Source organism: Pedobacter sp. UBA4863 (assembly GCF_002399615.1).
Classification (GTDB): domain Bacteria; phylum Bacteroidota; class Bacteroidia; order Sphingobacteriales; family Sphingobacteriaceae; genus Pedobacter.
The window spans coordinates 85,123-99,116 of sequence record NZ_DHDZ01000028.1 but is presented as its reverse complement, the minus strand read 5'-3'; the positions used below and the strand labels follow the sequence as shown (position 1 = coordinate 99,116).

Annotated in this window: 8 protein-coding genes and 1 pseudogene; 5 read left to right on the top strand and 4 right to left on the bottom strand. The window is 37.7% G+C overall.

Annotated features, from left to right (window positions below; translation table 11 throughout):
• Nucleotides 1-37: 37 nt before the first annotated feature.
• Entirely contained in the window at nt 38-475 is a 438-nt protein-coding gene (locus B3I52_RS05290; protein WP_293299394.1) for a carboxymuconolactone decarboxylase family protein, read from the bottom strand.
• A gap of 166 nt (nt 476-641) precedes the next feature.
• On the opposite strand from B3I52_RS05290, the gene B3I52_RS05285 reads away from it, so the two are divergent.
• The 5 genes from B3I52_RS05285 (at nt 642) to B3I52_RS05265 (ending at nt 8,781) form a co-directional block, all read left to right on the top strand.
• Nucleotides 642-1,928 carry a DASH family cryptochrome gene (locus B3I52_RS05285; RefSeq protein WP_293299393.1) on the top strand — a complete coding sequence of 429 codons (1,287 nt, stop codon included), beginning with the start codon at nt 642-644 and terminating at the stop codon, nt 1,926-1,928.
• Nucleotides 1,929-2,043: 115 nt separating this feature from the next.
• Nucleotides 2,044-4,842 (top strand): 2-oxoglutarate dehydrogenase E1 component, encoded by a 2,799-nt coding sequence (locus tag B3I52_RS05280; protein WP_293299392.1) that lies wholly within the window; start codon nt 2,044-2,046, stop codon nt 4,840-4,842.
• A gap of 93 nt (nt 4,843-4,935) precedes the next feature.
• On the top strand, nt 4,936-6,165 hold the full coding sequence (gene odhB / locus B3I52_RS05275) for a 2-oxoglutarate dehydrogenase complex dihydrolipoyllysine-residue succinyltransferase (RefSeq protein WP_293299391.1): 1,230 nt from the start codon (nt 4,936-4,938) through the stop codon (nt 6,163-6,165).
• A gap of 109 nt (nt 6,166-6,274) precedes the next feature.
• Complete coding sequence (locus B3I52_RS05270; RefSeq protein WP_293299390.1) at nt 6,275-7,456, top strand: serine hydrolase domain-containing protein; 1,182 nt, start codon at nt 6,275-6,277, stop codon at nt 7,454-7,456.
• A gap of 140 nt (nt 7,457-7,596) precedes the next feature.
• Nucleotides 7,597-8,781, top strand: a complete 1,185-nt coding sequence (locus B3I52_RS05265; protein WP_293299389.1) for an MFS transporter — start codon at nt 7,597-7,599, stop codon at nt 8,779-8,781.
• Between the two features lie 443 nt (nt 8,782-9,224).
• On the opposite strand, the gene B3I52_RS05260 is transcribed toward B3I52_RS05265, so the two are convergent.
• The 3 genes and pseudogenes from B3I52_RS05260 to B3I52_RS05250 form a co-directional block, all read right to left on the bottom strand.
• Nucleotides 9,225-10,073: a hypothetical protein gene (locus tag B3I52_RS05260; protein WP_293299388.1), complete on the bottom strand. Its 849-nt coding sequence runs from the start codon at nt 10,071-10,073 to the stop codon at nt 9,225-9,227.
• Between the two features lie 203 nt (nt 10,074-10,276).
• Nucleotides 10,277-10,414 (bottom strand): annotated as a pseudogene (locus B3I52_RS05255) (tyrosine-type recombinase/integrase); the annotation flags it as partial.
• Between the two features lie 340 nt (nt 10,415-10,754).
• Nucleotides 10,755-13,925: an efflux RND transporter permease subunit gene (locus tag B3I52_RS05250; protein WP_293299387.1), complete on the bottom strand. Its 3,171-nt coding sequence runs from the start codon at nt 13,923-13,925 to the stop codon at nt 10,755-10,757.
• Nucleotides 13,926-13,994: the final 69 nt, after the last annotated feature.

The window sequence follows — 13,994 nt, the reverse complement described above, 5'->3', positions numbered from 1 at the left end:
GAGAACGCTATGTCGATAGTGCTTTATCAATTCCGAATTACTTCATGATTTCTGTATTTGTGCTAATGGCAATTCGGTTCCAGCCGTTAATAGCCACACAGGCCATAATAATTTGTGCAACATAGTTTTCGCCAAATGTTGCAATTGCTTTTAAGTACAAATCATCGCCAACGCCACCGTTACTAATCAATGTAATTTGTTCAGTTAATCCTAAAATAATTTTTTCCTCTTCTGTAAATAAATCGGTTTCACGCCAAGCATTTAATAAAAAAATACGTTGGGGTGTTTCGCCTAGTTTAATGGCGTCTTTAGTGTGCATATCTAAACAAAATGCACAGCCATTAATTTGCGAAGCCCTTATCTTGATTAACTCCTTGTGTAATTTATCTAATGCCGAAGTTTGTAAGTAGTTTTCTAATGCAAGCATGGCCTTGTAGGCATTTGGTTCTAGGCTAGGTATATTTATCCTTTTCATTTTTAATGTTTTGTTGATATAACAAATGTAATAAATGGTTTTGCCAATATTCTTGGTCTTTTGTAAAGTTTCGATGTGTTATAACTATGTAAAAATGAAAGTGCTGTTGGCACATTGGCCTAAATTTTTCGCAACTTGCAACTCTTAAGATAGAATGGCTACGGATATGGGCAAAAAAATTTTAGTTTGGTTTAGAAATGATCTTCGCTTGCATGATAATGAGATGTTGGTTGAAGCTGTTTCAAAGGCTGATGAAATTTTACCAGTTTATGTTTTCGATCCACGCCACTTCAAAAAAACCAATTACCACTCTTTTAAAACTGGCGTTACCAGAACAAAATTCTTAATTGAAAGTGTGATTTCTTTGCGGCAGTCGTTGCAAGAAATGGGAGGTGATTTGTTGTTGCTGCAAGGATATCCTGAAGAAATTTTGCCCGAATTGGTTGTTAAGCACGACATATCAGAAGTTTACCACCATAGAGAAGTGGCCAGCGAAGAAACGGCCGTAAGTATAAAGGTAGAAGATGCGCTTTGGAAGCAGAAAATAAATTTAAAACATTTTATTGGCCATACGCTATATAATAAGGAAGATTTACCTTTTCCAATTAAGGATATTCCCGATGTTTTTACGCAGTTTAAGAAAAAAACAGAACGCGATGCGCTGGTAAAACCTTGTTTTACGATGCCAGCAACCATTAGCTTTGCAAGTGTAGAAGATTGGGGTGCAGTGCCAGAAATAGGAACCTTATTGCAAGATGCAACTGCGGCAATGCTAAAGGTTAATACCGAATTTAGGGGTGGCGAAAAAGAAGCTTTGGCACATTTGCACGATTATTTACATGCGGGTGAAGACATGGCTTTAGAAAAAATATCCTTAAAAAAGCACGAAATTGTTTCTAAACTTTCTGCTTGGTTAGCATTGGGCTGCTTATCTCCCCGCGAAGTATATTGGAAGATGAAAGATGCTGAAGCTAGTTATGGCATTAGGCCTTATTTTCATCAAATTGTGTTGGGACTGCTCTGGAGAGATTATTATCGTTTTATGTTTAAAAAGTATGGCAATATTTTTTTTAAGCCCCAAGGCTTTAATAAAGTTGGTTTGCCTTTACGGTTAGAAAACACCTCTGCCCTGCAAAATTGGAAAGACGGGCAAACAGGACAGCCTTTGGTTGATGCGTGTATGCAAGAACTCAATACTACTGGTTATATAAGCCAAATAGCTAGGCAATTGGTTGCTACTTATTTGGTTAAGGAATTGTCTGTGAATTGGGTGCTTGGCGCAGCTTATTTTGAAGAGCAATTGTTAGATTATTGTCCGGCAAGTAACTGGGGCAATTGGGCAGCGGTTGCCGGTGTAGGTAACGATCAAAAGTTGTCGAATAGTTTTGATTTTGAGAAAATTTTGAAATTTATAGATCCAAAAGGGGTATTTGCACAGGTCGTTCGAGCCTAAAAAATAGTCTATATTCTAAGTGCATTTTTTTAATTTATTTTAATATGATTTTATTGCCTTTTCTAAAGGTAAAATCCTAATTTTGCAATACTTATCGTAATAGTTATATATACCAATGGATAACCTAACTTATCTTAACGGTCCCAACGCCGAATATGTTGAATCCCTGTACCAGAATTATAAAGAAGATCCTAATTCTGTAGAATTTGGATGGCAGAAGTTTTTTGAAGGTTTTGATTTCGGAAGAGGTGCAGATGCGCCTAATGTTAGCGGAGCAGAAGCTCCTGAGCATTTTTTGAAAGAAATCAATGTTTTAAATTTGATTAATGGTTACCGCCAGCGTGGCCACTTATTTACCAAAACAAACCCAGTTAGAGAAAGACGTAAGCATTTGCCTACTTTAAATATCGAAAACTTTGGGCTGTCAAGTGCTGATTTAGAAACGGTTTTTACATCAAGCGTTGAGCTAGGTATCGGTTCAGCAAAATTAAAAGATATCGTAGCATTTTTAGAGCAGACTTATTGTGGCTCAATTGGTGTAGAATACAAATATTTGCGTACGCCAGAAGTACTTTCGTGGTTAGAGAACAAGATGGAAGGCGAACGCAATACGCCAAAACTGTCTAACGAAGAGAAAATTAGGGTAGTTAAAAAGTTAAACGAAGCGGTTGTTTTCGAGAACTTTTTAGGTACTAAGTTTTTAGGTCAAAAGCGTTTCTCTCTAGAAGGTGCAGAGGCTTTAATTCCTGCATTAGACTCGGTTATTGAAAAAGGTGCCGATTTAGGTATTGAAGAATTTGTAGTTGGTATGGCGCACCGCGGTCGTTTGAACGTATTGGCCAATATCATGCAAAAAAGCTATAAAGATATTTTTGCAGAGTTCGAAGGAAGAAGCTACAATCCAGAAACGCCTTACGGTGGCGACGTAAAATATCACCTCGGCTACTCAACCGATGTAACTACCACTAAAGGTAAAAACGTACACTTGAGCTTGTGCCCAAATCCATCGCACTTAGAAACTGTTGATGGTATTGTGGAAGGTATGAGCCGTTCGAAAATCGATTTCAAATACGAAGGAGATAACGGTCGTTTAGCACCAATATTAATTCACGGTGATGCTTCTGTGGCTGGTCAAGGTATTGTTTATGAAGTTATCCAAATGGCTGGTTTAGATGGTTACAAAACAGGCGGAACTATCCACTTGGTCATCAACAATCAAATCGGTTTTACCACCAATTATAAGGATGCTCGTTCTAGTACTTATTGTACTGATATTGCTAAAGTAACTTTGTCGCCAGTTTTCCACGTAAATGGTGATGATGCAGAAGCTTTAGTTTATGCCATTAATTTAGCAATGGAATATCGTCAGAAATATAGAAACGACGTATTTATCGATATTTTGTGCTACCGCAGGTTTGGGCACAACGAATCTGATGAGCCAAAATTCACTCAACCTTTATTATACAAGGCGATTGAGAAACATTCAAACCCGTTAAAGATATATGTGGCTCAATTAATTAAAGAGGGTAAGCTTGATGAGGCTGGTGCTAAGGAAATGGAGAAAGAGTTCAAAGCTCATTTACAAACTTCATTAAACGAGGCTAAAGAATATAATGCAGCATTGGCTGATGTTAAATTTGGTGGTGCTTGGGCAGATTTGCGTTTGGCAACGGCAAAAGATTTCGAAACCTCGCCAGAAACAGGTGTTAAAAAAACTACTTTATTAGAAGTTGCGAAAAGAATTACCACTTTGCCAAAAGAGAAAAAGTTCTTCAAAAAAATTGAGAAATTATTTGATGAGCGTTTGAAAATGGCAACTGAAACTCATGTTTTCGATTGGGCTTTGGGCGAGCAATTGGCTTACGGTACTTTATTGGCCGAAGGTAAACGTGTTCGTTTAAGTGGCCAGGATGTGAAACGTGGTACTTTCTCTCACCGTCATGCGGTATTAACCTTAGAAGATTCGGAAGAAGAGTACACTCCATTATTAAATATTTCTGAGCAACAAGCACAGTTCGATATTTATAACTCGCACTTGTCTGAGTACGGTGTTTTAGGTTTCGAATACGGTTATGCCATGGCAAATCCTAATGCGTTAACCATTTGGGAAGCACAGTTTGGTGATTTTAACAACGGTGCTCAAATTGTAATTGACCAATACATTGCAAGTGCCGAAACTAAATGGCAAAGAGCTAACGGTTTGGTAATGTTATTGCCTCACGGTTACGAAGGTCAAGGTCCAGAGCACTCATCGGCACGTATAGAACGTTTTATGGAGCTTTGTGCAGAGTACAACATGCAGGTAACTAACTGTACTACTCCGGCCAACTTCTTCCATGCTTTACGGCGTCAGTTTAAACGCGATTTCCGTAAGCCTTTGGTAAACTTTAGCCCTAAGAGTTTGTTGCGCCATCCACTTTGTGTAAGCCCATTAGCAGATTTTACTGCCGGCGGTTTTAAAGAAGTAATTGATGATAGCAACGTAAAAGTGGCCGATGTAAAACGTGTAGCTTTCTGTTCTGGTAAAGTTTACTACGATTTATTAGAAGCACAAAAGAACAATAAGAACGTTGCTGTGGTGCGTGTAGAGCAATTATATCCAACGCCAGTAGATCAAATGGAAGCTATTGTAGCGAAATATAAAAATGCTGAAGATGTAGTTTGGGTACAAGAAGAACCAGAAAACCAAGGTGCTTGGCCTTACATGTTGCGCAGATTGCGAAAAACATCGCTAAATAACATCGATGTAATTTCGAGAAAAGAAAGCAGCAGCCCTGCAACTGGTTATATGAAACAGCATACCAACCAACAGGCTTACATTGTGGCTAAAACTTTCGAAACTTCGGTAGCAGAAATAGCAAAGAAACCGCTTAAAGAAACTGCAAAAAACGCAGTGAAAGATAAAGTAGATTAAATAGATTTGAGAACTGAGATGTGAGATTTGAGACTTTGTTCATCTACAATGTTTTAACTTTACAACATTTCAACTTTACAACATAAATAAGATATGAGTTTAGAAATCAAAGTTCCGCCAGTAGGCGAATCGATTACCGAGGTAGTGTTATCTCGTTGGGTAAAAAACGATGGTGATTTTGTAGAGATGGACGAAATTATTGCCGAGTTAGAATCAGATAAGGCAACTTTCGAACTAACTGCAGAAAAAGCGGGAACTTTAAAAATTATTGCTAGCGAAGGCGATACGCTAGAAATTGGTGCGGTTGTTTGTGCTATCGAAGAAGGTGGTGCTGCTCCTGCAAAAGAAGCTAAAGAAGAAGCTCCAAAAGCTGATGCTCCTGCGGCAGATAAAGCTGCGGCTCCAGTTGCAGAAAAAGAGTCGAAAGAGAGCTATGCTGCTGGCACTCCATCGCCAGCTGCTGGTAAAATTTTGGCAGAAAAAGGTATCGATGCGGCTAACGTAAAAGGTACTGGTGTTGATGGTAGAATTACCAAAGAAGATGCTCAAAAAGCAGAAAGCGGAAAGTCTAAAGCTGAAAGCCCGAAAGCTGCACCTGCTGTTGCTGCTGCGGTTGCTGGTTCAAGAAATGAGCGTGCCGAAAAAATGTCGCCATTGCGTAAAACTGTAGCTAAGCGTTTAGTTGCGGTTAAAAACGAAACCGCCATGTTAACTACTTTTAATGAGGTTAACATGAAGCCAATTATGGATTTACGTGCAAAATATAAAGACCAATTTAAAGAGAAACATGGTGTGGGCTTAGGCTTCATGAGTTTCTTTACTAAAGCGGTTTGCGAAGCTGCTAAAGATTTTCCGGCGGTAAATGCTCGTATCGAAGGCGATCATATTATCTATAACGATTTTGTTGATGTTTCTATCGCTGTATCTGCACCTAAAGGTTTGGTAGTGCCAATCATTAGAAATGCAGAAAGCATGAGCTTGGCACAAATCGAAAAATCGGTAATTGAATTGGCTACTAAAGCAAGAGATAGCAAATTAACGATTGAAGAAATGACCGGTGGAACTTTCACGATTACCAATGGTGGTGTATTTGGTTCAATGATGTCAACACCAATTATCAATGCGCCTCAATCTGCAATTTTAGGTATGCACAACATTATTGAGCGTCCAATTGCCGAAAATAAAGAAGTGGTAATTCGCCCAATGATGTACATTGCTTTGTCTTACGATCACAGAATTATCGACGGGCGTGAGTCTGTAGGTTTCTTGGTACGTGTGAAACAATTATTGGAAGATCCAGCTAGATTATTGTTAGGCGTATAATTTACGTTAAACTTTATACAGAAAGCCTTGTTCGTGAAAATGAACAAGGCTTTTTTAATATTTTTTTGGTGTAACACATTTTTAACCTTGCTTTTGTATTTTAGTAATAATGAGAAAGCTATTTTTCCTTACATCAGTTTTACTACTACTTGTGGCTTGTGTGCCGTTGCGATCTGTTAAATACCTAATTCCAGATTTGGGCGATAGCGCTAAGTTCGAGAATGTAGCTATTCAGAAAGCCAATGTGCCATTTTATTTTAAAAATGGTTTTCCGAATACTGTTTATAGCTCCTTAAAGATACATTTAGATACTTCATTAATTGGCACAAAAACTAATGTGTTTCTGGTGATTAAAAACGATAGTATCATTTATCAATATTTATCAGAAAAAACGTCACTAGCCACAAGGCAGCCTAGTTTTTCTATGGCAAAATCTTTTGTAGGAACTTTAGTTGGCATATCGGTAGATAGGGGAGAAATAAAATCTACGGGTGAGCTGGTAATTAAATACCTGCCAGAACTAGCTAAAAACGACGAACGTTTTAGCCGTTTAACTATACAACATGTATTGGATATGCGAAGTGGTTTCGACTTTAAAGAACGTTCTTTTAGTCCATTTTCGAAAATAACCCGTAGTTATTACGGTGCCGATTTGAAAAAGATAGTAGCTAAATTAAAGATGAAGAACGAGCCGGGAAAAGTTTTCGAATACCAGAGTATCAATACACAAGTGTTGGCTTTTATTGTAGAGAAAGCAACGGGTGAAAAAATACAACACTTAATGCAAGAACGCTTATGGAAGCCTTTGGGTGCCGAAAACGATGCGCTATGGAGCTTAGATGAAGAGGAAAATATCAAAGCTTTTTGCTGTATTAATGCCAGAGCTTTAGATTTTGCTAAAATTGGTAGGTTGTACTTAAATAATGGTAATTGGGAAGGGGTACAATTGATTTCTAAAAAATGGGTGGCTACTACTACTAATCCCGATACATTAACTAAAAGGAGATATAAGAATCAATTTTGGGCTACGAGAGATTTCAAGTTCTTTAAAGATTCTGTTAGTGCGGTTAAATCGTTGGTTAAAGAGAAGTTAAATTATGCTATAGAAAAAAATCCCGACGGTAGATTTTTTTATGCCAAGAAAGTTTACGATTATAAGGCACAAGGTATGTTTGGGCAATCGGTTTATGTAAACCCCCAAAATAAAGTGATTATTGTACGCTTGGGCGATAGGCAAAAGAAGTTAAATTTTCATCGCTTTGTACAGGAAGTGGGTAGGGGTGTGAAGTAATCATTTTACCTGTCGTCGCTTTTTTCTCATTGTTTAAAAAGTAATCTTTGTGTTAAAATGATGAACAGCGCCGTTAAAGAATGGTATTATATATAGGTTTTTGCAGACCTTTGCATAAATTATAATCCATTCGTTCTTTCATGTCAACAATTGCAGACAGTTCTGCTTTATCCGTTAGGGAAAGTAGTAAATACAGTAAGAAGACCATTCGTTTGGCGGTATCGCTTTTTTACTTTGGCCAAGGTTTGGTTTTTGCCAGTTGGGCAAGCCGTATTCCAGACTTAAAAGAAGCCTTAAATCTTTCTGATGCCGCTTTGGGAAGTATTTTATTGGCTTTGCCTATTGGCCAATTAATTACAATGCCACTTTCTGGACGGTTAGTAGCCATCTATGGGAGCAAGAAAATACTCACTTTAGCAACGCCACTTTATGCACTTTGTTTAACCAATTTGGCCTTGGCTAGTCATGGTTGGCATTTGGCACTCTTTTTACTGCTGTTTGGTATTTCAGGAAACTTGTGCAACATCGCTTTAAATACGCAGGCCGTTAGTGCCGAGAGCCATTATGGTAAGCCAATAATGTCCTCATTTCATGGCTCGTGGAGCTTGGGACTTTTTACAGGTGCTTTGTTAGGCTTGTTAATGATGAACTTGCATTTATCCACTACTGCACACTTTTGGATTATTGCTCCATTGGCGTGGGTGCATATTTTTATTAACCATCGATTTTTATTGATTGGCAAATCGGGCCAAAAAGAAAAACCAAAGTTTTTAATGAAACCCCAAGGCGTTTTAATACAGTTAGGAATTATTGCTTTTTGTAGTATGGCCGCCGAGGGGGCAATGATGGATTGGAGTGGCGTTTATTTCAAGGAAATTGTAAATGCGCCAGCTAAATGGGTAATCTTAGGCTACGCAACTTATTCGGCTATGATGACCATTGGCCGCTTTGTGGGCGATAAGTTTATAGCTGCCTATGGCAGAAAAACAATGTTACAATTTTGTGGGGCTTTAGTTTCGCTGGGGATGTTTTTGTCGGTAGTTTTTCCTAATTTGGTCATAGCCACTATTGGTTTTATGTTGGTTGGTATTGGCGTGTCTGTAATTATCCCGATGATTTATAGCATTGCCGGTAATAATGATAAAATGCCCGCCAGTTTAGCTATTGCAATGGTTTCTAGTATCGGTTATTTCGGGTTTTTAATGGGACCGCCATTAATAGGTTATATTTCCGAGTTGTTTAATCTACGTTATTCTTTTGCTGTGGTAGGTTGTTTTGGTGTGCTAATTAGCTTATTGGTACGCAAGATTAGCGCAATAAGATAGCTTTTTTAGAAAAACAATGTCAGTAATGCTTCGCTTTTTAAGTCCTGCTATCCGCCTTTACTCCCTCATTCGCTTAGGCTCTCTCGGGCGGTGTTGGCTGCTATCAGGTTTAATTAATTAAGGCAGCAGCTTTTGGTAACTGTTTGCGGACTGAAGTTGATTTTCTAATTTCTGTTTAAAGTTAAGTGATCTACTTTTAAGCCGTACTACTTTTAGAGAGCTTACAACAGATCTATGATCCGTTCTTTAAATTAATATTGGATTACAAATCCACCGATAAGAAGTTCGACATTACAAATGTCGAACAGCGTGGCCTTGTTTATAGGGGCTTAAAACAGGTCGTTTTCTTCTGTTATACGTAAAATTTGAAGTTGTGCAACAGTTACCCTTGTTGGTCGTAGTTTTTTCTTTTGTTAGTTTATCAAGTTGATGTAAAAAATCATTTATGAAAACCATTTTTTTAATTTCGAGAAAAAGCCATTACTTTCAATCTTATTGATTTTTTCAATATTTTCACTTGTTTCTTCAACTAATTTTTGGGTAGAAACGCTTTCGTTTGTGTGAAATCTCTTAGGTTCTTCAATTTTAGTATTGGTTATATTTTCAAGCAATTCTTTGGCTTTCTCATAAATTTTAATTTCATCCTCATTTCTGTCGTTAACTTGTGATATTTCTGAAAATAATCCGCTACTTAATTTAACAGATTCAGACTCAAAATCATTCATCACTCCTTCATAAATATTTTTTGACATTTGGGTTTCGCTAATCCGTTCATAGCTAATTCCCATTTGTAACATATCACTTCCAAATTCTGATTTTGAAATTTGATTAAAAATAGCTTGAGAAATTCTTGTTTTTGCGGCAGCAATGTTTGCTTTTGGAACCAAATAGTTGTCGTCCATATTATCATAAAACTGTTGCATTGAATTTCTAAGACGAGAATCAATTTTAACAGTTGATATTTCTGATAAATGTACACCTTTACTCATTGCAGTATTTGAAAGCAAATGGATAAACTCACCTGTTTTGAAACCTAAAAAGACTAAAACGGTTGAAAACATCATTGCTTCCATTTGTAAGTCAACTTTTACTAATGCTTTGAAAATTTCAACACCTTCAATAAATTCTTCTTGGTATTTATCGGCTTCAAATTCAATGTTTTCGTAGTCATCAGTTAGATTGTCTTTTAAAAGATCAACAAATAATTCGTGGATTTTAAATTCTGATTTAGAATAATTTTGAATTATTTCTTCAGTTTTGTTTTCTCGGATAAGTTCGATTATTTCAGTCATTTGGTGTAAAATTACGGCTAACGTCAGTTTGTCTAAAAACCTAAATTTAGCTACTGAGAATTGGATATTCAAGGATTTTGTACGATATGTATCCGAATATTAAATTTTAGCGATAGGATTTTTAGACAGTTTGACTTATTTATATATGTAATAAAACTACATAAAATAAGTTAAATTCTGCTGGCTGTATGTAGTTTTTACTATTATAAATCATCAAATGGGCTTTTAATATTTTTTAAACTTTTAGTGCTTACGTGGGTGTATATTTCAGTGGTTCTACTACTGTTGTGCCCCAACAGTTCCTGTATATACCGTAATTCGTTGCCATTTTCGAGTAAATGGGTGGCAAAACTAGGTTAAATCAACACAACGTAAATGCGAACAGGCACAAGTCACCCTCACGCAATCCTAACACACAAGACTTGCACCAAAATGGCCGAAATGGGGCCGTCTAACATAATTGTCGGTTTTGGCGTATTTGTCGTTTTGGGTATGCTGGTCCACCGTCGGTCTACCGTCGGTCCTCCGTCGCTGCTACGTCGCTGCCAAAGGGTTGAATTATACTTTTAACTGATCTGAATTTTGGGAACTGCACATTTCCTCGTATTTCTTTGTAAAGCAAAAAAGTCCCGATAACTTTCGCTATCGGGACTTGGTTTTATTGTGTGTTGGGAAAAATTCTTAGTGGTGTTGTTCCCACTCATTTACATCTTTATGCTCGTAAGGTTCTACCATTAGTTCTTCAATGGTTTTTCCTTTTTTGTTAAAGCCAAATCTCTCTAAAATGTTATCGAAAATTTGGTACATTACTGGTACTACAATTAAGGTTAAGAAGAGCGAACTTGTTAAGCCTCCAATAATTACCCATGCCAAACCATTTTTCCAGTCGGCACCGGCGCCACTTGCCAATGCAATAGGCAACATACCAATTACCATGGCAATGGTAGTCATTAAAATTGGACGTAAACGAGCGTGGTTAGCTAAAATTAAGGCTTCGTGCGTAGTTTTGCCATTTGCTTTCATCTGGTTGGTAAAGTCAACTAAGATAATGGCATTTTTTGCTACCAAACCCATTAGCATAATAAAGCCAAGAATGGTAAAGATACCCAGGGCATTATTGGTTAAGGCCAGCGCAAGCAAGGCACCAATTAAAGCCAACGGTAAAGAGAACATTACCACAAATGGGTAAACAAAACTATCGTAAAGCGCTACCATAATTAGGTAAACCAAAATAATAGCAGCTAGTAATGCAATACCTAAAGTACCAAAACCTTCGCTTTGGTTTTCTTGATCGCCAGCCCAGAAAAAGCTAATGCCAGCAGGCTTTTGCATTTTTTCTAGCTCGGCTTGGAAATCTGTAACCACCGAACCTGTTGGCCTGCCTATAGTTTGTGCTTGTACCGTAACCGAAGTAGATTTGTTTAAACGTTCTAATAAACTCGGTCCAGAACCTTCTTTAATTTCTGCAAATTGCGATAATTTAATTTGTTGGCCAGCTTGGTTCACGAAAATTAAATTACGCACGTCATCAATATCTTTACGATCGAAATCTTGATATTGGATATTGATATCGTACTCGTACTCGCCTTGGCGGAATTTGCTATCGGTATTGCCCGCAAAAGCAGTTTGCATGGTGGCGCCTACAGTAGCTAGGTTTAAGCCTAAAGCCGACATTTTATCACGCTCAACTTTTACGTTAATTTCTGGCGTACCTTTTTCTACCGAAAGCTTAGTTTGTGTAGCACCAGGAATTTTTGCCAAAACTTTTTCGGCTTTCTCGGCAAATGCTAAAACGGTATCCAGTTCTGAGCCAAGTACAACTAATTGGATAGGGGCATTGTCTGCCGTCCCTAGAATACCAATAGGAACTGTTTTAATTTTAGCGCCAACTAATATTTTCTCTAGCTCACGGGTGTAGGTGGTAGAGATAATATCAGACGATACATTGTTACGCTCTGGTTTATCTACCAACTTGATGTTGATTTCGGATTTATATGCCGTAGCAGTAGAACTCCCCATGTTCCCGCTTGACTGGCCCACGGTGGTAATCATTTGAACAATATCTTTTTTGTCGCTCAAATAGTTTTCGGCTTTTTGTGTATATAAGTTAGTTTGCTCTAACGAGGCATCCTTAGGCATTTCTATTTGTAATAAGAACTCGCCTTTGTCAGATTTAGGGAAGAACTCGAAGCCGATGTATCCGGCAGGCAACAAGCCACATGAAGCGATAAATAATATCACCATGGCAACCAATGTTTTGGCTTTGTTTTTAAGTGTCCATTCTAATAATCTGGTAATCCATAGGGTAAATTTATGTAGTTGTTTTTCGAACCAAAGAATAAATTTACCGAAGATGTTTTTGCCTTCGATACGCTCTAATTTACCGTAGCGAGAGAAGATTAAAGGTACAATGGTAAACGAGGCCACCAAAGAGAGTAGGGTAGAAATAATTACCACCACACAAAACTGGCGTAAAATGTTGGCCACCATACCGGTACTTACCGCAATAGGGAAAAACACTACCACAATTACAAAAGTGATGGATACTACGGTAAAGCCAATTTCGCGTGTACCATCAATAGCTGCACGTACTTTGTTCTTGCCCATCTCCATGTGGCGTTGTATATTCTCCAAAACTACAATTGCATCATCAACCAAAATACCTACTACTAATGATAAACCTAACAACGACATTAAGTTTAAGGTATAGCCAAATAGAGAAATACCAATAAATGTAGCTATTAACGATGCAGGTATAGAAACCATTACAATTACCGCGTTACGCAAGCTATGTAAAAAGAAAAGCATTACTACGGCCACTAAAATAACCGCCATCATTAAATCGTGTATTACGGCATCGGCAGATTGTAGGGTGTAAACCGAACTATCGTTTACAATTTTAATATCTAAACCGATGTTTTTGTAATCATTTTTTAGTGTTTCGATAATGGCTTTAGTGCCCTCGCTTACCGATACGGCATTGGCATCACTTTGTTTAATAATTTGCACCGCAATGGCATTTGCCCTATTGATACGTGCAATTTTATCAGTTTCTTTTTGTGTGTCTTGTACATCGGCAATATCTCCCAAGCGAATTTGCGCACCACTTCTACTGGTAGCAACCACCAAGTTGCGCATTTCTTCAACGCTGGCATATTTACCCGATAAACGTACTAAAATATCTTGTGCTTTGGTTTTAACACTACCTGTAGGGAAATCTAAATTGGATGCCAAAATAGCCTGTTGTACAGCAGGTACGCCTAAGCCGTATCCTTGCATTTTTTTAGCATCGAGGGCTACTTTAATTTCACGCTCGGCACCACCAATTAGGTTAACTTGGGCTACGCCCGATACACGAGAAATGATAGGTGCGATACGTTTGTCCATTAAATCGTAGAACGAAATATCGTCCATATTTGCCGATGCCGACATGGTAATTACCGGAAAGTCATCTAAGGAGAATTTACTCAACGAAGGTTGTTTTACATCGTCTGGCAAATCGGCCAAAATAGCGTTTACTTTTCTTTGGGCATCATTTAATGCTACATCTATTGTTGCTTTCTCGTTAAGGGTAATAATTACCACCGATAAACTTTCGTAAGAGTTGGCGTTAATTTTCTTGATGTTTTCCATCGAGGAAACGGCATCTTCAATTTTTTTGGTTACGGTACTTTCTACCTCGTTTGGCGAAGCGCCAGGGTAAATGGTAGAGATAGATACTACGTTTGGCGAGAACTTAGGTAAAAGCTCATATCCTAACGAGAAATAGCTCAGTAAGCCTAATAAGGTGAGTGCGGTAAAAACCACAATTACCAACGAAGGTCTTTTTATGGATATATCAGTAATTTTCATTTTTTTATATTGAGATATGAGAATTTAGATATGAGATATGAGAATAGGTCTCAAATCTCATATCTCAAA